Annotated in this window: 15 protein-coding genes and 1 riboswitch; of the genes, 13 read left to right on the top strand and 2 right to left on the bottom strand. The window is 64.3% G+C overall.

Translation table 11 applies throughout. The annotated features are described in order from the left end of the window. The first annotated feature begins 22 nt into the window (after nt 1-22). Nucleotides 23-223: riboswitch (cobalamin riboswitch) on the top strand. 118 nt (nt 224-341) lie between these two features. The 3 genes from JQ621_RS06455 (at nt 342) to hydA (JQ621_RS06445) (ending at nt 5,617) form a co-directional block, all read left to right on the top strand. Beyond that, nucleotides 342-2,690, top strand: a complete 2,349-nt coding sequence (locus JQ621_RS06455; protein WP_212233541.1) for a TonB-dependent receptor — start codon at nt 342-344, stop codon at nt 2,688-2,690. Nucleotides 2,691-2,702: 12 nt separating this feature from the next. Further along, entirely contained in the window at nt 2,703-4,106 is a 1,404-nt protein-coding gene (locus JQ621_RS06450; protein WP_212233540.1) for a PepSY domain-containing protein, read from the top strand. A gap of 101 nt (nt 4,107-4,207) precedes the next feature. Then, nucleotides 4,208-5,617, top strand: a complete 1,410-nt coding sequence (hydA, locus tag JQ621_RS06445; RefSeq protein WP_212233539.1) for a dihydropyrimidinase — start codon at nt 4,208-4,210, stop codon at nt 5,615-5,617. A gap of 64 nt (nt 5,618-5,681) precedes the next feature. Here the strand turns inward: hydA (JQ621_RS06445) and JQ621_RS06440 are convergent, their stop codons facing one another. Beyond that, nucleotides 5,682-6,815 (bottom strand): MFS transporter, encoded by a 1,134-nt coding sequence (locus JQ621_RS06440; protein WP_212233538.1) that lies wholly within the window; start codon nt 6,813-6,815, stop codon nt 5,682-5,684. A 710-nt stretch (nt 6,816-7,525) separates the two neighbouring features. Here JQ621_RS06440 and JQ621_RS06435 point away from each other — a divergent pair. Beyond that, entirely contained in the window at nt 7,526-8,458 is a 933-nt protein-coding gene (locus tag JQ621_RS06435) for an N-carbamoyl-D-amino-acid hydrolase (protein ID WP_212233537.1), read from the top strand. A 5-nt stretch (nt 8,459-8,463) separates the two neighbouring features. Then, on the top strand, nt 8,464-9,117 hold the full coding sequence (locus JQ621_RS06430) for a flavin reductase family protein (RefSeq protein WP_212233536.1): 654 nt from the start codon (nt 8,464-8,466) through the stop codon (nt 9,115-9,117). Here the strand turns inward: JQ621_RS06430 and JQ621_RS06425 are convergent. Beyond that, entirely contained in the window at nt 9,114-9,776 is a 663-nt protein-coding gene (locus JQ621_RS06425; protein WP_212233535.1) for an aspartate/glutamate racemase family protein, read from the bottom strand. The genes JQ621_RS06430 and JQ621_RS06425 overlap by 4 nt on opposite strands. A 53-nt stretch (nt 9,777-9,829) precedes the next feature. Between JQ621_RS06425 and hydA (JQ621_RS06420) the strand changes: the two genes are divergently transcribed. The 8 genes from hydA (JQ621_RS06420) (at nt 9,830) to nikE (ending at nt 19,773) form a co-directional block, all read left to right on the top strand. Then, a complete protein-coding gene (gene hydA, locus JQ621_RS06420) occupies nt 9,830-11,299 on the top strand; it encodes a dihydropyrimidinase (protein WP_212233534.1) in 1,470 nt (489 codons plus the stop codon). 16 nt (nt 11,300-11,315) lie between these two features. Next, nucleotides 11,316-12,290, top strand: a complete 975-nt coding sequence (locus tag JQ621_RS06415; RefSeq protein ID WP_212233533.1) for an NAD-dependent epimerase/dehydratase family protein — start codon at nt 11,316-11,318, stop codon at nt 12,288-12,290. Between the two features lies 1 nt (nt 12,291). Beyond that, nucleotides 12,292-13,041, top strand: a complete 750-nt coding sequence (locus JQ621_RS06410) for an SDR family oxidoreductase (protein ID WP_212233532.1) — start codon at nt 12,292-12,294, stop codon at nt 13,039-13,041. Then, nucleotides 13,038-14,471 carry an NAD(P)-binding domain-containing protein gene (locus tag JQ621_RS06405; protein ID WP_212233531.1) on the top strand — a complete coding sequence of 478 codons (1,434 nt, stop codon included), beginning with the start codon at nt 13,038-13,040 and terminating at the stop codon, nt 14,469-14,471. Before JQ621_RS06410 ends, JQ621_RS06405 begins: the two co-directional genes overlap by 4 nt. Nucleotides 14,472-14,581: 110 nt before the next feature. Next, on the top strand, nt 14,582-16,201 hold the full coding sequence (locus tag JQ621_RS06400) for an ABC transporter substrate-binding protein (protein ID WP_212233530.1): 1,620 nt from the start codon (nt 14,582-14,584) through the stop codon (nt 16,199-16,201). A 25-nt stretch (nt 16,202-16,226) separates the two neighbouring features. Continuing rightward, a complete protein-coding gene (locus JQ621_RS06395) occupies nt 16,227-17,261 on the top strand; it encodes an ABC transporter permease (RefSeq protein ID WP_212233529.1) in 1,035 nt (344 codons plus the stop codon). Beyond that, nucleotides 17,258-18,106, top strand: coding sequence for an ABC transporter permease (locus JQ621_RS06390; RefSeq protein ID WP_212233528.1), 849 nt, complete (start codon nt 17,258-17,260; stop codon nt 18,104-18,106). Before JQ621_RS06395 ends, JQ621_RS06390 begins: the two co-directional genes overlap by 4 nt. Next, nucleotides 18,103-19,773, top strand: coding sequence for a nickel ABC transporter ATP-binding protein NikE (nikE, locus tag JQ621_RS06385; protein ID WP_212233527.1), 1,671 nt, complete (start codon nt 18,103-18,105; stop codon nt 19,771-19,773). Before JQ621_RS06390 ends, nikE begins: the two co-directional genes overlap by 4 nt. Nucleotides 19,774-19,827: the final 54 nt, after the last annotated feature.

Here is a 19,827-nt window from a genome sequence, read left to right as displayed (position 1 = left end):
CATTGACTCTGTCTTCGCCGTAATCCTAGATGGCTTTGACGGTTTCCCCGAGAGGGGATGAAAAGGGAATGCGGTGCGGGGATTTTTCCCCAATGCCGTAGCTGCCCCCGCAACTGTAAGCGGCGAATCCTTCGTCATAGGCCACTGGGTCCTCGGTCCCGGGAAGGCGACGAAGCGGTGACGACCCGCGAGCCAGGAGACCTGCCGTCAGCCGTGGTCACACGCGAAGATGTCGGTCGGGGAGTACAGACATTCGGCTTCGTCGGAGGGCTTGTGGGCCTGATGATGGGACCTTTGGTTCGCGGTGACGTGCCACTGACGTCACACCGAGGTCCAGGACCGTGTCCTTCATCCGTATCGTACGACCGCGCCGCTTTTTGCTGGCGTCCGCCGCTCTCACATCTTTTGCTGCCATCGATATGCCGCCCGCGTCGGCGCAGCAGGCCCGTGAGACTCTGCCGGCAGTGGAGGTGTCGCCCTCGCTATCCCGCAAGCCCGCCAAACGGGACGCGACAAGCGCACGACCTGCAGCAGCAAGCAGGCCTGCGGCAGCGGCGGCCGCACCAAAGCCGGCGGTACCGAACGCAGCCGTGCCGACGCCGCTCAACAGCAACGCTGTTGCCGAGAGCGCCTCCCGCCTCGGACTGACCGTGCGTGAGACACCCGCGACCGTCGAGGTGATCTCCGCCGAGACAATCCGCGAGCAAGGCTACCGCACCGTCTCCGACGTCGCCCAGGGCGCGGTCGGCGTCACCGCCGGCGACAACCCGGCCGAGCCCTCGGCCTTCTCGATGCGCGGCTTCACCAACAGCCAGATCAACACGCTCTACAACGGCATCAAGATCGGCCCGCAGAACATGACCTCGCGGGTCATGGACACCGCCAATCTCGAAGCCGTGGAAATCCTGAAAGGCCCGGCCTCGCTGATCTCGGGCGAGGGCGCCGCCGGTGGTGCGATCAATTTCGTCACCAAACAGCCGCAGACCGGGCCCGTCCGGAACGAGGCGGACTTCTCTTATGACTCCCTGAACTCGTTCCGCGCGCATGTTGGCTCGGGCGGCAGCACCAATGTGCAGGGGCTGGATTATCGCTTCGACGTCAGCCGGTCCTCGCTCAACGGCTTTGCCGACGATACCAACACCAGAACGCTCGATGTCTCCGGTCAGCTCAACTATCGCGTCTCCGACAACCTCAAGGTCTGGGGCGCGATCGAATATCGCGAGGATCGCTCAAAAGCCTATTGGGGCGCGCCGCTGGTGCCGGTAGCCTTCAGCGGTTCGCATGCCACGGCGGGCATCGTTTCGGGCACCTATATCTCGAACTTCAACGGGACCAATCTCGGACCTGTTACGATCGACGATCGCACCTTCAACACCAACTACAACGTTCTCGACAACCGCAACGTCGCACAGGAAGTCTGGCTGCGTGGCGGCTTCGAGCTGAAGCTCGCGCCTGATCTGACATTGAAGAGCCAGGCCTACGCTTACGGCGCCGAGCGCAGCTGGTTCAACAACGAGGTCGAGGCGTTCAATGCGACCACGAATACGGTCGATCGCAGCCGCTTCTATGTCGCGCATAGCCAGCGCCTGGTCGGCAACATCACGGACCTCACCTGGGATACTGATATCGCAGGCTTCGACAATCGCCTCGTCACGACGCTGTCGTCGAGCTACCTCGACTTCGTCAGGCCCGGCGCTGCGAATTTCCCGGGCGATTCCGTCTCGTTGGTTAATCCCGACCGCGGCTTCTATGGCTTGCTCACGACGCAGCAGCAGACCGCACGTATCGACAACGAGGCGCTGTCGTTCGAGGACCGGTTAAAGTTGACGCGCACGTTTTCGCTGGTTGGTGGTCTGCGGGTCGAGCATATCGGCCTCGATCGCAATTCAACCGACGTCAACGGTCTGGAGAGGGCGAACTTCCCGTTCACGAAGGACTGGGCGCCGGTGACGGGACGCATCGGCTATACTTGGGAGGCCGTGTCCGGCCTGACCTTCTTCAGCCAGTACGCCACCGGCGCCGATATCTCGGCGAATAACATCTTCCTGCTGGCGCCGACCCAGAACCTGGATCTGACGACCGCACGCACCTACGAAACCGGCGTCAAGCATGTGCTGTGGGACAACAGGGCCGAGTGGTCGTTCTCGGCCTACGACATCCTGCGCAAGAACGTCTATGCAGCGGCCGGCGGCATGACACTCAATATCGCAGGGCGGCAGGAGTCCAAGGGCGTCGAGCTCGCCGGCGCGATCCGCCCGATCGAGCCGCTGCGGCTCTGGGGCAACATCGCCTATGTCGATGCACGCTATGCCGACTATGACTTCGTTGGCGGCTCGTTCTCGGGCAACACGCCGCCGAACGTACCGCGCATCGTTGCCAATGCCGGTGCGTCATGGCGCTTCGCGACGTCGTGGCCGGTGGAACTCGGCATCGTCGGCCGCCATGTCGGCGACCGCACCAACAGCGACGACAACACGGTGAAGATGAATGCCTATACGGTCGGCGATCTCTACGCTTTCGTCGACGTCCCCAAAACGGTGTTTAACGCCGTTGACCAAGCCCGCCTGACGTTCCGGGTGCGCAACTTCACCGACAAGCGCTATGCGATCTGGGGCGACCCGTTCTATCCCGACCAGATCCTGCTCGGCGCGCCGCGGACCTATGAAATCTCCGCTGCGTTCAAATGGTAGGGCGCTGATCACATGATGGGTGCGATCGTCCTGCTGCACCGCTGGCTCGGGATCGCGTTCTGCCTCCTGTTCGCGATGTGGTTCGCGAGCGGAATCGTCATGCACTTCGTTTCGTTTCCGTCGCTGACGGAAGTGGAGCGGTTTGCCGGCTTGGCGCCATTGGCCCGTGGGGCGGCCGTCACGGCTGTCGGCGACGCTGTAGCCGCGAGCGGGCTCGCGGACGCCACGCGCGTGCGACTGATCCAGCGCAGCGATGGGCCGGTCTATGTCGTGTCGGGAGCGTCGGGGGTGCGGGCCGTCCATGCTTCGGATGGAGCCGACGCATCGGTGCAGCGACCCGACACCGCGCGCGACATTGCGCAGGCCTATGCCAATCGGCGCGGGCTCGATGCCGCACGCACCGCCATCCTTGCTCATGCCGATTACGATCAATGGAGCGTTCCGAACGGCTTTGATCGCCATCGCCCTCTGTTTCGCGTGGCGCTTGGCGATGCCGCTGGTACGGAAGTCTATGTCTCGTCGCGCACCGGAGAGGTCGTGCTGGACACGACCCGCAGCGAGCGAGGATGGAATTGGGTCGGCAGCGTCCTGCATTGGATCTATCCGACAGTCCTGAGGAGCCATTGGGCGCTGTGGGATCGCGTGGTCTGGAGCCTGTCGCTGCTGGCGTCGATCGCCGCGCTGCTGGGAGCGGCGCTCGGGATTGTGCGGATCAAGCGGCGAGGAGGGCTGATCGGTTCTCCCTATCGCGGCTGGCACGCCCTGCATCACATCGGCGGCCTCGTCTCGACCGTTTTCGTGCTGACCTGGATTTTCAGCGGCTGGCTCTCGATAGATCACGGCCGGCTGTTCTCGCGCGGGCAACTGACCCCGGCTGAAGCCGGGATCGCCCATCGTGTACCGGACTGGAGGACGGCCCCTTTGGCCGACCGGATGCCATCGCGGGAAGTCGAATGGTTTGCCTTCAACGGCAATGTCTACCGACGTGAGCGGGTGGGTTTCGACCAGCAGAATCTGCACCGACCAGATGGCGAAGGGCATGGTGGTCTAACCGCGCAGGAGGTCGGCAGCTTGATGGCGAAGCTCGCCTCCGGCTGCGGCATGCCGCTCGCACTCGCCGACAACGACGACTATCCCGCGCGATCCGTCATCGCCGGTGCACCCGTCTACCGCACTCGCTGCGGTGACGTCTGGTTCGATCTCGACAGCGCGGACGGTGGCATCCTGCAAAGGCTCGATGCGTCCCGTCGGGCCTATCGCTGGTTCTACAGCGCGCTGCACACGCTCGATTTCCCCGTCCTGATGGCACATCCGCATTGGCGCGATGGTCTGGTTGTCGGGCTCTGCACGCTCGGGCTGGTCTTCTCCGTCACCGGCATCGTGATCGGCTGGCGGCGCCTGCGCCTGTCTTTCTGATGGTCCGTGCGATCGAGCCAGGTCGGGACAGCCAAACCGAGGGCTTGCGAAGTCGGCCGAATTTCTGAAACATAGGTCGTCAGGACATCGTGGAGACCCATGTGACGCAGCTCGATCTTTCCATTCGCGGCGGCACCATCGTGACGGCCAGCGACGAGTTTCACGCCGATATCGGCATTCGCGACGGCCGCATCGTCAGCATTGCCGATCATCTCGAAGGAGCGGCGCGCGAGATCGACGCGACGGGGCTGCTGGCATTGCCCGGCGGCATCGACAGTCACGTGCATATCTCGCAAGCATCCGGCCCTGACGTCGTCATGGCCGACGATTTCGCCTCGGCGACGCGCGCGGCCGCAGCCGGCGGCAACACCATGGTGCTGCCCTTCGCGCTCCAGGAGAAGGGCGCCTCGCTGCGCACCTGCGTCGAGAACTACCGCAAGCTCGCCGAAGGTGAGTGCTACATCGACGCCGCGTTTCATCTCATCATCTCCGATCCCACCGCAGTCGTGCTCGGGCAGGAACTGCCGGCGCTGGTGAAGGACGGCTACACTTCGTTCAAGGTGTTCATGACCTATGACGACCTCGTGCTCAGCGACAAGCAGCTGCTCGAGGTGTTCGACGTGGCGCGCCGCGAGGAGGCGCTGGTGATGGTCCATTGCGAGGGCTACGACGCCATCCGCTTCCTCACCAGCAAGCTCGAGCGCGACGGCCACATCGCGCCTTACTACCATGGCGTGTCGCGGCCGCAGGCGGTCGAACGCGAGGCGGCGCACCGCGCCATCAGCCATGCCGAGGTGGTCGGCGTTCCCATCATGATCGTCCACGTCTCCGGCCGCGAGGCGATGGAGCAGATCAGGTGGGCCCAGCAGCGCGGATTGCCTGTTCATGCCGAGACCTGTCCTCAATACATCACACTGACGGCCGACGACATGAAGGGCCTGAACATGGACATCACGGGCGCGAAGTACGTCTGTTCGCCGCCGCCGCGCGATGTTGAAAGCCAGCAGGCAATCTGGGAAGGCATCACGACAGGCGTGTTCCAGACGTTCTCGTCCGACCATTGTCCATTCCGCTACGACGATCCCAAGGGCAAGCTGACGCCGAATGCGCGCACCTCGTTCCGCTGGGTGCCGAACGGCATTCCCGGCGTCGAGACGCGGTTGCCGATCCTGTTCTCCGAGGGCGTCTCGAAGGGGCGCATCAGCTTGCAGAAGTTCGTCGAACTGACCGCCACCAACCATGCCCGGATCTACGGCCTCTATCCGCGCAAGGGCTCGATCGGCGTCGGCTTCGACGCCGATATCGCGCTGTGGGACCCGAAGTTGAAGAAACCGATCCGGCAGGCCGACCTCCACCACGGCTCCGACTATACGCCCTGGGAAGGCTTCGAAGTCACCGGCTGGCCCGTCACCACCATCGCGCGGGGGCGTGTCGTCTATGAGCAGGGCAGGATTGTCGGCGACAAGGGCGCAGGCGAGTTGCTGAGCCGCGGCAAATCCAGCCTAGTTTAACGGGCAGCGGGGCGACACGGTGTCGACGCTTGCGCATGGCTTCCGCGTGGCCGCGCGCGCCCTTCTATTTTCTGGTCACGGCGCCGGCGGACAGCGTGACGAGACACATCAGCATGGCGAGCATCCAGAATGCCGTCGGCAGGCCGACAGCGTGGGCCACAAAGCCGATCCCGGCGGGACCGACCAGAACACCGGCATAGCCGGCGGTGGTGATTGATGCCACCGCGAGCCCCGTGGGCATCGCGGTCTGCCTGGCGGCACCGCGGAACAGCACGGGCACGAGGTTCGACGCGCCGAGACCGATCAGCAGGAAGCCGGCGATGGCAACGTCTGCAGTTGGCGCCAGCAGCAGCACCGCAAGGCCCGCGACCGCGAGCAGGCTTCCCCCGACCAGCGTCGCGCGATCACCGATCCGCGCCACGACGGCGTCGCCGCCAAGGCGACCTGCGGTCATCGCGATCGAGAACACGATGTAGCCGATCCCGCCCTGCGCCTCGCTGACGAGGCGCTCGCCGATGACGAGCAGTGCGCCCCAATCGAGCATCGCGCCTTCGATCAGGAACGTAATGGCCGCAAGCAGCGCCAGCAGCAGCACGATGCCATGCGGCAGCACGAACAGGGGTCCCTCCTGCGCCTGCGCCCTGCGCAGCAGGCGGGGCGAGGCGAGCGCCATCGCCATCAGCATCAGCGCCGAGCAGATCAATGTGCACGCGAGTGGACCAAGGCGAAACGACAATAGCGCCGTCATCACCGCGGATCCGGCAAACCCCCCAATGCTGAAGAGTGCGTGAAAGCCCGACATCAACGGCTCTCGCGCCGCGCGCTCCACCTCGACCGCATGGATGTTCATGGCGACGTCGATTGAGCCGAGCGCCGCGCCGAATGCCAGCAGCGCCATCGCCAATGTCACCGGCGTGCCGGCCAGCGCCAGCAGCGGCAGCGCCAGCGCGAGCCCGACTCCGCCTGCGATGATGATCGGCTTGCTGCCATAGCGAGCGGTCAGGACGCCGGTTGCGAGCATCGCGACGACGGAGCCGATACCGAGGCTGAGCAGCAGCAAGCCCAGGACGGCGTCATCGACCCCGAGCCGCTCTTTCGCGAACGGCACCAAGGGCGCCCAGCAGGCAAGACCGAAGCCGGCGACCAGGAACGAGAGGCGCGTTGCGAGCCTCGTCGCCGGCCGGTCGGCTGAAGTCATCAGTGAAACTCCGGGAGGGAAGGGCGCGATTGCGCGCAAGGCGTGTGCTTAAATCATCAACCAAGAGCGAACACCAGAGTTCCGCCGGCGCAACGAGTTGACGAATTGTCTCATTGTGATGTCGCTTTTCACGCATCTCTCACGATTCTTCTTTGCCGAAATTCGAATTTCACCGATGCGTCGTCGGCAAAGAGGGGAGCGTCGTCGCGAGCCACGGATCCGGTCGTGGCGGAGGCCGGCGAGGCTATCGCGCATGCAAGTGGGCGGACATAAGTGGGGAGCTGAGCTGACAACTGTGCATAGCTCATGGGCATCAGCGATCCCACGCCGCCTCTTGGCCGCCTTCAAATTAGCCACGCGGCGTCGCTGGTCTGATTGCAGCGCAGCGTAAACGCCGATTCGCGTGGAGAAATGCGTGGTGCGCTGCACGTTTCTGCCCTCCCTGATCGATCGCGTGCTCACTTCGCGGGCAGTGTTGCCCGTCGAGACGGAGGTGAGCCGCACCGTCCGGGCGTGCAGCCTCACCTCTGCGCCCGAGGGTTTATCGTTGGGAGGCTGCAGGTCGCCGAACGGGCCGCGTGCACGGCATGAAAGCTGCTTTGGTGGAAAAACGGCGCGAGGCTGCGTTATGCTGCGAGCGCCGGCCCGCCCTTGAAGCTGCGATCGCCAGCCTCGCCAAAAAAAGTCGTCAAGAAGCCAGGAACCCGCTGATGCGTATCGTCACTGTTGCCGCCGCCCAGATGGGCCCGATCCAGAAGGCAGACAGCCGCGAGGCCGTGGTCAAGCGCATGATCGCGCTGATGGACGAGGCCAAGGCGAAGGGGGCTGACCTCATTGTCTATCCCGAACTGGCGCTGACGACGTTCTTTCCGCGCTGGTATTTTGAGGATCGAGCCGAGGCCGACATCTGGTTCGAGCGCGAGATGCCGAACGCGGCAACTCAGCCCCTGTTCGCGCGTGCCGCGCAGCACGGAATCGCGATGAATTTCGGCTATGCGGAGCTGACGCCCGACGGCCACCACTTCAACACCGCCATTCTCACCGACAAGTCCGGCAAGATCGTCGGCAAATATCGCAAGGTCCATCTGCCGGGCCATGTCGAATACGACACCAAGCGCTCGCACCAGCATCTGGAGAAGCGCTATTTCGAGCCGGGCGATCTCGGCTTCAACGTCTGGCGTGAGCTCGGCGGCATCATCGGCATGGCGATCTGCAACGACCGTCGCTGGCCCGAGACCTATCGTGTGATGGGTCTGCAGGGCGTCGAGATGGTGCTGATCGGCTACAATACCCCGTCCGTGAATGCGGAAAAGAGCGAGGAGGGTGTCGAGAAGCGCCTGTTCCACAACCGCCTCTCGGTGCAGGCGGGCGCCTATCAGAATGCGACCTGGGTTGTCGCGGTCGCCAAGGCCGGCGTCGAGGATGGGCACCCGCTGTTCGGCGGCAGCCTGATCGTCGATCCCAACGGCGAGATCGTCGCCGAGGCCAGGACCGAGGACGACGAGGTTCTGGTCCACGCATGCGACCTCGATGCCACGACGTTCGGCAAGACCACGATCTTCGATTTCGCCCGGCACCGCCGTATCGAACATTACGGCCTGATCACCAGCCAGACCGGCGCAGTGCCGCCGCCGGAGAAGTGACTGAGATGGCGGACAAGGGGATCTCTCTGCGCGAGCTCGATCCGCGCGATCGTTACAAGTTGCTGTGCGGCGTGATCGTGCCGCGGCCGATCGCGCTGGTGACGACGCTCGACGAGAACGGCGCAGTCAACGCCGCGCCGTTCAGCTTCTTCAACGTCTTCTCCGAAAGCCCGGCGCTGATCGTGCTTGGGCTGCAGCACAAGCCGGATCATTCGCCGAAGGATACGACCCGCAATATCCATCGCGATGGCGAATTCGTCGTTCATATGGTGGACGAAGCGCTGTCGGGAGCGATGAATGACTGCGCAGTCGATTTCCCCTCCGGTGACAGCGAAGTTGCCGCAACGGGGCTGGCGACGGTTCCCTCGGTTGACGTCAAGGTACCGCGGCTCGCAGCAGCGCCCTTCGCGCTGGAATGCCGCCGCCGCCTCGTGCTGAATTTCTCGCCGGATCGAGAGCTGCTGATCGGCGAAGTGCTGCGGGTTCACGGCCGCGACGGCCTCGTCGACGAGGCCAACATGTATGTCGATCTCGAGGCCTATCGGCCTATCGGCCGCATGTTCGGCAATCTCTATACCACGCAGCGGGACATTTTTGCGTTGTCGCGCGAGAGCCACGCGCAATGGCTGGCGCGCACCCAAGAGCTGAAGGACGCCTAGTGGGCCGAAAACTGCACCGCACCCAGCGCCATGGTGACGGCCGCCTGTGTCGGGTCGATCACGGGAATGCCGAGCGCGTCTTCGAGCGGGCGGCGATGGCGCGCCATGCCTGCACAGCCCATCACGATGGCGCGGGCGCCGTCGTCGTCGCGCAGGGCGCGGCCGACCTCGATCATCTTGGCCAGCGTACCTTCGCCGGATGCGGTTTCCGCGACGCTCATGTTGAGCGGACGCTCGCCGGCAAGGCGCTCGGTCAGCCCCATCTGCCGGAGATAACGCATGTGACGCGGAATCGAGCGCTGGGCGATCGCGATGACACCGAACGTTTCGGCGCGCGCCAGCGCCGTCAGCACGCCGCACTCGGCAATGCCGAATACCGGCCGGTCGGTGCCTTCGCGACAGACCTGGAGCCCGGGATCGCTGTAGCAGGCGATGACGAAAGCGGCCGAACTGTTGTCGCCTTCGACCAGCCTGCGCAGCGGCATTGCGACGCCGTCGACATCGGCCTGGCTTTCAATGCCGAATGGCCCCTCGGCCAGCGACTGGCAGACCAACTCGGGTCCGCCCTCGAAACCCAGCGGCTTCAAGGCTTCCTCCAGCCCTCGCGTGACCGCGGGATTGGAGTTCGGATTGATGACGAGAATGCGCGGCCGGGACATGATGGTCTTCCTGAATGGCGATCATTTGGCTCAGGCATATCATGGAGTGCCTCATGACTGAACCCACTTACGACCTGATCATTCGCGGCGGCCGCGTCGCCACCACGACCGACGTGTTCGAGGCCGATGTCGCCATCTCCGGCGAGACGATCGCGGCGATCGGCAGGGGCCTTCCGGCGGCCAAACGCGAGATCGACGCGCGCGGCAAGCTGGTGCTGCCCGGCGGCGTCGACAGCCACGCGCATATCGAGCAGCTGTCCGCGGCCGGCATCATGAATGCCGACACTTTTGAAAGCGCGACCGTGTCGGCCGCGTTTGGCGGAACGACCACCGTGATCCCGTTCGCGGCCCAACATGTCGGCATGAAGCTGCCGCAAGTGGTGGAGGACTATCACGGGCTGGCCAGGAAGGGCGCGGTGATCGACTACGCCTTTCACATGATCATTGCGGACGCGACCAAGGAAACGGTCGAGGAGCACATCCCGGCGCTGGTGAAGCAGGGCCATGCGTCGATCAAGATCTTCATGACCTATGACCGCCTCAAGGTCGATGACGAGCCGTTGCTCGACATTCTCCTCGCCGCGCGCCAGTCCGGCGCGATGCTGTGTGCGCATGCCGAAAATCACGGCATCATCGCCTGGATGGTGAAACGGTTGCTGGCGCGTGGCTACACCATGCCGAAATACCACGCCGTGAGTCATGCCCGCGTATCGGAGGCCGAAGCCTTCACGCGTCTGATCGGCATGGCTGCGCTGATTGATCAGCCGATCATGATCTTTCACGTGTCGACCGCCGAAGGCGCCAGGGTGATCCGCGACTCGCGCGGGCAGGGGCTCAAGGTCTTCGCCGAGACCTGTCCGCAATATCTGTTTCTCACCGCAAACGATCTCGACAAGCCGGGCGCGGAGGGCGCCAAATGGATGTGCAGCCCGCCACCCCGCACGCATGCGGACCAGGAGGCGCTGTGGCAGGCGCTCTCGCTCGGCGACCTCCAGACCATCTCGTCGGATCACGCGCCGTATCGCTATGACGAAACCGGCAAGCTGCGCGCCGGGCCAAACCCGAACTTCAAGCAGGTCGCCAACGGCTTGCCGGGACTGGAACTGCGGCTGCCGTTGCTATTCGACGCGATGGTCTCCAAGGGCCGGCTGGGCCTCGAAAAATTCGTCGAGCTGACCGCGACGGCGCCGGCCAGGATCTACAATCTGCATCCGCGGAAGGGTTCGATCGCCGTCGGTGCCGACGCGGATATCGCGATCTGGGATCCCAGCCGCGAGACCGTGATCGCCGACGAGATGATGCATGACCTCGCCGGCTACACGCCGTTCGCCGGCCGCAAGCTGAAGGGCTGGCCGGTGTCGGTGCTCTCGCGCGGGCGCGTGATCGTGGACGGCAACAAGTGCCTGGCGAGCCCCGGCAGCGGAAAATTCCTGGCGCGCAGCGGTGGCGAGGCGGCAAAGCCGACCGGCCGGCTCGTCGCCGACATGGATCCTGAACGGAATTTCGGAGCGAAACTGCTGTGACGGTGGATCGCAAGCGATGAAGGTCCTGATCTTTGGCGGCACAGGGTTTGTCGGCCTCAACGTAGCGGAGGCGCTCCTCGCGCGCGGCCATAGCGTGACGTTGTATGATCGAAAACAGCTTCCTGCGGGAGCAGGGCGCTCCCTAGCAGATTGCCGGGAGCGGCTCACGGTTGTTCAGGGCGAGATCACTGACGTCGATAGGATTGACGCGCTCGTAAAGCAGGGTTTTGATACAATCGTCCTTGGCGCCGCCATAACCGCGGGGGACCAGCTCGAGCGGACCGCGACCTCGAGCATCCTCGAGATCAATGTGATGGCTCAGATTCCGATCCTGAGCGCTGCGATCCGTCGGGGCGTTCGGCGCGTGATCAATCTGTCCTCGGCATCGGCCTATGGAGCCGCGGGACAACGCTATCCGATATTGGACGAGGAAACGCCCTGTGATCCCGTCTCGTTTTACGCCATCAGCAAATTCACTTCGGAACGATCGGTGGCGAGGCTCGCTGAGTTGCATGGTGGCGATTTTCTCAGCGTGCGACTGAGCGCCGTATTCGGCCCATGGGAGCGGATCGGCAAGGTGCGCGACACACCAAGCCTCCAGTTCCAGATTCTGGCCGAGTTCGCTCGTGGCGGGTTGGCGCTTATGCCGGGCCAGGGTGTTAAGGACTGGATCTATGCCGTTGACGCCGCCGAAGCAGTTGCGGTGCTGATCGAAGCCGAGCGGCCACGCCATCGGCTCTACAATATATCGAGTGGCAGGGCTTGGTCTGCACTGCAATGGGGCGAAGTGTTTGCGGCCTTGCATCCCGGATTTGAGTGTCGACTTGCGTCCCCCGGAGAGAAGACCTTCATCAAGACACACGGTGGGGATCGCGCACCGCTGTCGGTCGCGCGCATGGCCGACGAGTTCGGCTGGCGCGCGCGCTTTGGTTGCGCGGAGTCTGCCGCTGCGATGAGCACTTGGTGGACGCAGCATACGGAGACGTGCTGACATGCGGCTGCAAGGGCGGGCGGCGATCATCACGGGAGCAGGCTCCGGCATCGGCCGCGCCAGCGCAAAGCTGTTCGCGGAGGAAGGAGCCGAGCTTGCCCTTGTTGATCGCGATGCTGCTGGTCTTCAGGGAACGCTGAGCTTGATTGGCAAGGCCACGACGCATGTCGGCGACGTGGGAGATGCCAGCTTCGCTGAAGCCGTCGTCGGCGAGGTCATGGCGCGTCACGGCCGCCTCGATATTCTCATGACCGCGGCCGGCTTCTCTGTCGGTGGCACGGTGCTGACGACAAGCCTGGAGGATTGGGACGCGGTGTTCCGCGCCAATGTCGGCGGCACCTGGCTGTGGGCGCGGGCCGCGGTGCCGCAGATGCAGCAGCAGAAGAGTGGCTCGATCATTACACTGGCCTCGCAGCTTGCGATCGCCGGCGGCAAGGGCAACAGTGCCTATATCGCCGCCAAGGGCGCGATCGTCAGCCTGACCCGAACCATGGCGGTGGATTTCGCAACCGATGGCATTCGCGTCAATGCGATTGCGCCCGGCGCGATCGACACGCCGATGCTTCGTCGCAGCTTTGCCCGCCACACCAATTCCGAGGAGGTGCGCGAAGCCTCGCGTAACCGCCATGCCATGAAGCGGTTCGGGCGGGCGGAGGAGATCGCGCAGGCCGCGCTGCATCTCGCCGGCGATTCATCCTCCTTCACGACCGGCACCGTGATGGTGGTCGACGGAGGTTGGCTCGCGGCATGAGTGATGCGCTGACAGAGCTTGAAGCCGACGTTCGCGCCGATCTCGCAAGGATCGCGCATCCCCATGCCGCATGGCTTGAACCGAAGATCGGGCCGGACGGCAACGCTGCGCTGGATGTGCTGATCGTCGGCGCCGGCCAATCCGGCATCGCCATCGGCTTCGGCCTGATGCGCTCTCGCGTCAGCAACATTCTGGTGCTCGACAAGGCCGCGGAGGGGAAGGAGGGTCCATGGCTCACCTACGCCCGCATGCCGACGCTGCGCAGCCCGAAGGACTATACGGGGCCTGACCTCGACATCCCCAACCTGACCTACCAGTCCTGGCACGAAGCTCGTTTCGGCAAGGAAAGCTGGCAAGCGCTCGCCCTGATCCTGCGGGAGCATTGGGCGGAGTATCTGCTCTGGCTGCGACGCACGATCGGCCTTCCGGTAGCCAATGGCTGCGAGCTTCTCGATATTGCACCTGCATCCGACGGCCTCCTGGCCGCGCGCGTGAAACACGCAGCTGGTGTGGAAACGCTCTACGCCCGCAAGATCGTGCTGGCGACCGGGCAGGAGGGGATGGGCGACTGGATGATTCCGGAGCAGTTGCGTGATCTGCCGGCGAGCGTTGTCGCGTCAGTCGCGGACGAGATCGATTTCGAGGGCCTCCGCGGCAAGCGGGTCGCCGTGATCGGCGCCGGCGCATCCGCTTTCGACAACGCGGCAACCGCGCTTGAGGCGGGGGCCGCGGAAGTCCATCTGCTCTGCCGCCGCGCGCAGATCCAGCTGATCCAGCCCTATCGCTGGTTGACCTTCCGTGGCTTCCTTCGTCACCTCGGCGACCTCGACGATGCCTGGCGCTGGCGCTTCATGCGCAAAATCCTCGAAATGCGCGAGGGCTTTCCGCAAGCGACCTATGATCGCTGTGCGCGTCATGCCGCTTTCACATTGCACGAGGGGGCCCCGATCGAAGCCGCCCGGCAGACCGGCGGCCACGTCGAATTGCAGACGCCACGCGGCGTTGTTGCCGCGGATTTCGTCATTTGCGGCACCGGTATCGACATGAACTTTGCCGGCCGCGGCGAGCTCGCAAGATTTGCCGGCAATATCGCGACCTGGGCTGATCGCTACCAGCCGCCGGAGAACGAGCGCAGCCCGCGGCTTGGCCGTTTTCCCTATCTCGCCGACGATTATGCCTTCACCGAGCGGGTACCGGGCGAGACGCCGTGGATCTCGGACATCCACCTTTTCGCAATCGCGTCCACCATGAGCTTTGGTCCGTCCGGATCGTCGATCAACGCGATGACGACAGCGGTGCCGAAGCTGGTCAACGGCCTGACGCGCGGCCTGTTTCGCGCCGATGTCGAGCGCCACTGGGCCTCGCTCGGCGCCTATGACTTGCCGCAAGCTGTGGTTACGCGGCCGACGCGAACAATGGAGCCATCGTGATGATCACCCATGCGCCGCCGCGACGAAGCGCCTCTGCGCATTGGCGCGCAACTTGCTTCCTTCTTGACCTATCTTGTCGACGGTTCCAGTCGAAATCGCGGGGAAAACCAATGCGTTTTGTGTCTTTCAGACGAGCGACCTCAGTCCTCGCCGCCACCATACTGTTGCTGGTCGCCACCGCGCCCTCACAAGCGCAAACCCGGGCGGAGACTCTGCGCTATGTGACCGGTGCAGCCGTCAACACGCTCGATCCCAACATCCCAGGATCGACCCGCGAGTCCTTCGCGCTCAGTATGAGCACGTATGACCGGCTGGTCGCGTTCGGCCGCAAGCAGCTCAACGGCAAATGGGTTTTCGATCTCGACACCATCACGGGCGAGCTCGCTGAATCCTACGATGTCAGCCCCGACGGTCTGAAGCTGACCTTCCACCTGCGCAAGGACGCAAAATTCCAGGACGGTACGCCGGTTACGGCTGAGGACGTGAAATGGTCGCTCGACCGCTGCGTCACCGCGCCGATCCTCGGCAAGGCGCAGCTGCTGACGGGATCAATGACGTCCGCCGACCAGTTCAAGATGGTCGATCCGCTGACCATCGAGGTGACGCTGCCCAAACCCGACAAGCTCGCGCTGCCGAACCTGGCGACCGTCTATCCCATCATCATCAACTCGAAACTTGCCAAGGAGCATGCGACGACGGATGATCCCTGGGCCACAGCCTGGCTGAAGGAGCACACCGCGGGCAGCGGCGCTTACATCCTCGAGACCTTCAAGCCCGGCGAGCAGGTCATCATCAAGCGCGACGAGAGCTGGAATCGCGGTTCGGCCAGCAAGCCCGCCTTCTTCAAGCGCGTGATCATCCAATCGGTGCCGGAGCCGGCAACCCGCGCCAACCTGGTCGAGCGCGGCGATGCCGACCTCGTCGTCGACCTGCAGGCCAGCGACGTGCAGTCGCTCGAGGCCAAGGGCAAGCTCAAGGTAATCTCGACGCCGCAGTACAATGCGATCACCTTCGTCTCGATGAACAACCAGTTGCCGCCGTTCGACAACGTCAATGTGCGCCGTGCCATCGCCTATGCGCTGCCCTATGACGACATGTTCAAGGCCGCCCTGTTCGGCCGCGGGGCGCCGCTGTTCGGCGCGACCTGGCCGGATGGCAAGCCGTTGACTGGCATCTATCCGTTCCAGCAACCGGTGAAGCTCGATCTCGACAAGGCGCGCGAATACCTCAAGGCCGCCGGCCTTCCTGAAGGCTTCTCGACCACCTTCAGCTTCAACGTCGGCCAGTCCTCGACCGCGGAGCCGATGGCCGCGCTGGTGAAGGAATCATTGGGCAAGATCGGGATCAAGGTCGATATCCAAAAGTTGCCGGACGCGCAGATGTCGACGCAGATCAACGAGAAGAAGCTTCCCTTCTATACCGAGGGCATCGTAGCCTGGTTGCCGTCGACCGATTACTTCTACCGCAATTTCTACACCGGCAATCAGCGCTGGAACTACAGCTCGATCAACAATCCCGAGCTCGTCGCGATCGCGCAGGAAGCCCGCTTCGAGCCTGACAAGACCAAGTACGAGGAGGATGGCCGCAAGCTCAACGCCATCCACAACAGCGAGATGCCGCAGATCATGCTGTGGCAGCCGAACCAGGATGCGGTGATGGCGGCCACGATCGAAGGTTACACCTACGAATTCCATCGCCAGGTCGACTATCGCGACCTCAGCCGCAAATGACGCCCGTGGAGAGAGGCTCTCAGAGGTGACGACCGGTCTTGGTGCAACATTGGTGCGGGCGGGCAGGCGGCTTCTGTCGTCGCTGCCCGCGCTGTTCGGTGTGCTGGTCTTCACCTTTCTGTTGATGCGTGTCCTCCCCGGCGACCCCGCGGTGTTCTTTGCCTCGGGGCCCAATGCCGGCAAGGAGGAGATCGAGCAGATACGCAAGCAGATGGGGCTCAACAAGCCGGTCCCGGAGCAACTCGTGTACTATCTCTCGGACATCGGCCACGGCAATCTCGGCCGTTCCATGATGACGGGACAGCCGGTGCTGAAGGATCTGCGCGAGCGGCTGCCGGCCTCGCTCGAGCTCACCTTCACCGCACTCCTGATCGCGCTGATCGCCGCGGTGCCGCTTGGCGTCGTTGCGGCGCTGCGGCCGGGATCGGCGATCGATCACGGCGTGCGATTGTTCTGTGCGCTCGGCGTTTGTGTCCCGACGTTCGTGTCGGGCCTGCTCTTGATCTATGTCTTCTATTATCTGCTCGGGCTGGCGCCCGACCCAACAGGGCGGATCGACGTCTTCACCTCGCTGCCGCCGTCACGCACCGGCTTCCTGTCGATTGATTTCCTGCTCGCGGGAGATGTCGAGGGTTGGTGGGCGGCCTGCAGGCAGCTGATGCTGCCGGCGGTGAGCATGGCCCTGTTCGTGATCGCGCCGCTGGCGCGGATCACGCGCGCTTCGATGCTGGTCTCGCTCGGCAGTGATTTCGTGCGCACGGCGCGTTCGGTCGGTCTGTCCTGGTACAAGGTGGTGGTCACCTACGCGCTCCGCAACGCGATCCTGCCGGTGATCACCATCGCCGGCATCGTGTTCTCGACCATGCTGGGCGCGAACGTGCTGGTGGAGAAAGTATTCTCCTGGCCGGGCGTCGCCTCCTATGCGCTCGATGCGCTGCTGTCCTCGGACTATGCGCCGGTCCAGGGCTTTGTGCTGTTGATGGCGAGCCTGTTCGTGCTGGTCAATCTGGTAGTCGATATTTGCTACGGCATCGCCGATCCCAGGGTGTCGATCGAATGACCAGCGCCACCCTCCGCCACTCGGTCTGGATCCTGCGCGGCAACCCGCTCACCGCAGTTGCCGCGGCGGGCGTAGCGCTGTTCGTCCTGCTCGCGATCTTCGGGCCGTGGATCGTGCCCTACGATCCCGTGGTGTCCAATGTTTCGCATGCCTTGCAGCCGCCGAGCGCGGCGCATCTGGCGGGCACCGATCAGCTTGGCCGCGACGTCTTCAGCCGCCTCGTCGTCGCAGCCCGGCTCGATCTGGCGATCGCGGTGTCCGCGGTCGGTCTCTCCTTCGCGATTGGTGCCGTCGTCGGCGCGTTCTGCGGCTATGCCGGCGGCAAGCTCGACCGCGCGGTCGGCCGCTTCGTTGACGTCATGATGGCCTTTCCGCTGTTCGTGCTGGCGATGGCGATGGTCGCAGCGCTCGGCAACCGGATCGAGAACATCGTGATCGCAACCGCGATCATCAATCTGCCTTTCTACATCCGCTTTGCGCGCGCCGAGGTGAACGTCCGCCGCAATCTCGGCTGGGTGGAGGCGGCGCGCGCCTGCGGCGAGAGCCATTTTTCCGTGGTTTTGCGCTTCCTGCTGCCGAACATCCTGCCGGCGATGGCGGTGCAGATCTCGCTCAACCTCGGTTGGGCCATTCTCAACGCGGCCGGCCTCTCCTTCATCGGTCTTGGCGTCAAGCCGCCGACGCCGGAATGGGGCATCATGGTCGCGGAAGGTGCGCGCTTCATCTCGACCGGGCGATGGTGGCTGGTGGCCTTTCCGGGCCTCGCGCTGATGATGGCGGTGCTGTGCTTCAATCTCCTCGGTGACGGGATGCGCGACATTCTCGATCCCCGGATGCGCACATGAGCGAGGTGCTGCTCAGCATCGACGGCCTCCACGTCACGTTCTCGACGCGGCGGGGCATGGTCGAGGCGGTGCGCGGTGTCACGCTCTCGGTCGAAAAGGGCGAGATGCTCGGCCTCGTCGGCGAGAGCGGCTCGGGCAAGTCGGTGACAGGCTTCGCGACGACCCGGCTGCTCGATCCAGCCGGCCGCGTCACCGGCGGAAAAATCCTGTTTCGCGGTCAGGACGTGACCAAGCTCAGGGGCGACGACCTTCGCCATCTCCAGGGCGCGGCGATGTCGATGATCTTTCAGAACCCGCGAGCCGCGCTGAACCCGATCCGCGGGATCGGCCTGCAGATCGCGGACGCGATCCTCACCCACAAGAAGATATCGAAGGACGCCGCCCGCGCGGAAGCGCTCGACTTGCTGCGCGCCGTCCAGATCCGCGATCCCGAGGCGCGGATGAATGCCTATCCGCACGAACTCTCCGGCGGCATGTGCCAGCGTGTGATGATTGCAATCGCGATCTCCTGCAATCCGGCGCTCCTGATCGCCGACGAGCCGACTACCGGTCTCGATGTCACCACGCAGAAGGTGGTGATGGATCTTCTGGCCGATATCGCCGCTGCGCGCGGCATGGCGACGATCCTGATCACGCACGATCTCGGGCTCGCGGCGCGCTATTGCCGACGCATCGCGGTGATGGAGCGCGGACGCATCGTCGAGGAGGCCAGTCCCAAGACCCTCTTCAGCATGCCGCAGCATGCCTATACCCGCCGCCTGGTCGCGGCATCGCCGACCGCGACGTCCCGCATCGAGGACCTCGTCACGGAGGAGGAGCGGGAGGGCGTCGTTGCGGTCGCGGGCAGACCAAGGACAGAGGTTGCGCACGGCACCCCGCCGCTGCTCGAGGTGCGGAAGCTGGCAAAGCGCTTCGACAAGGGCTCCGCGGCGGTTGCCGACTTCTCGATGACGATGACCGGTGGCGAGAGCGTCGGGCTCGTGGGTGAATCCGGCTCGGGCAAGAGCACGACGTCGCGGATGATCTGCCGTCTGATCGACCCGAGCGAGGGCGATATCGTGTTCGACGGACAGTCGATCGGCCACATCGCCTCGCGCGACTTCCACCACTCGCCTTTGCGCAAAGACATCCAGATGGTCTTCCAGGACCCGAACGAAAGCCTCAATCCGCGCTACACGGCGTTCGATTGTATCGCCCATCCCCTGATGCGCCTCGGCGGCATGCGCCCGGGTGATGCGCTGCGCAAGCGCGTGGATGAGTGTGCGGAGCGGGTCGGATTACCGCTCGACCTCCTGCCGCGCTTTCCCCATCAGCTCTCGGGCGGCCAGAAGGCCCGCGTCGGCATCGCGCGCGCGATTGCCTGCCGGCCGCGGCTTTTGGTGCTGGACGAGCCAACCGCCGCGCTCGACGTCTCGGTGCAGGCAGTGGTGCTCCAATTGCTCGATCGCCTCAGGCGCGAGAACGACATCGCGCTGCTGTTCGTCAGCCACGATCTCAACGTCGTGCGCATGCTCTGCGACCGCACCATCGTGCTGCGCAATGGCGGCATCGTGGAGCAGGGCGAGAGTCGCGCGCTATTCGATAATCCGAAAACCGACTATACTCGCAAGCTGGTCGAGGCGATCCCTCATATCGACACCGGGCCGGTGCTGGCGGCCGCTCTTTGACACTCTGCTCATCAAAAAGTCGGTAATATCCTGATGGCGAATGCGTGGTTACTG

The sequence above is a fragment of the Bradyrhizobium manausense genome (assembly GCF_018129685.1).
GTDB classification, from domain to species: Bacteria; Pseudomonadota; Alphaproteobacteria; order Rhizobiales; family Xanthobacteraceae; genus Bradyrhizobium; species Bradyrhizobium manausense_D.
This window is presented reverse-complemented; position numbering and strand designations above follow the sequence as displayed.

Coding starts and splice junctions, on each gene's coding strand:
- JQ621_RS06450 (WP_212233540.1), top strand. CDS start 2,703: ATGATGGGTGCGATCGTCCTGCTGCACCGCTGGCTCGGGATCGCGTTC.
- JQ621_RS06440 (WP_212233538.1), bottom strand. CDS start 6,815: ATGACTTCAGCCGACCGGCCGGCGACGAGGCTCGCAACGCGCCTCTCG.
- JQ621_RS06435 (WP_212233537.1), top strand. CDS start 7,526: ATGCGTATCGTCACTGTTGCCGCCGCCCAGATGGGCCCGATCCAGAAG.
- JQ621_RS06430 (WP_212233536.1), top strand. CDS start 8,464: ATGGCGGACAAGGGGATCTCTCTGCGCGAGCTCGATCCGCGCGATCGT.
- JQ621_RS06425 (WP_212233535.1), bottom strand. CDS start 9,776: ATGTCCCGGCCGCGCATTCTCGTCATCAATCCGAACTCCAATCCCGCG.
- hydA (WP_212233534.1), top strand. CDS start 9,830: ATGACTGAACCCACTTACGACCTGATCATTCGCGGCGGCCGCGTCGCC.
- JQ621_RS06415 (WP_212233533.1), top strand. CDS start 11,316: ATGAAGGTCCTGATCTTTGGCGGCACAGGGTTTGTCGGCCTCAACGTA.
- JQ621_RS06410 (WP_212233532.1), top strand. CDS start 12,292: ATGCGGCTGCAAGGGCGGGCGGCGATCATCACGGGAGCAGGCTCCGGC.
- JQ621_RS06405 (WP_212233531.1), top strand. CDS start 13,038: ATGAGTGATGCGCTGACAGAGCTTGAAGCCGACGTTCGCGCCGATCTC.
- JQ621_RS06400 (WP_212233530.1), top strand. CDS start 14,582: ATGCGTTTTGTGTCTTTCAGACGAGCGACCTCAGTCCTCGCCGCCACC.
- JQ621_RS06390 (WP_212233528.1), top strand. CDS start 17,258: ATGACCAGCGCCACCCTCCGCCACTCGGTCTGGATCCTGCGCGGCAAC.
- nikE (WP_212233527.1), top strand. CDS start 18,103: ATGAGCGAGGTGCTGCTCAGCATCGACGGCCTCCACGTCACGTTCTCG.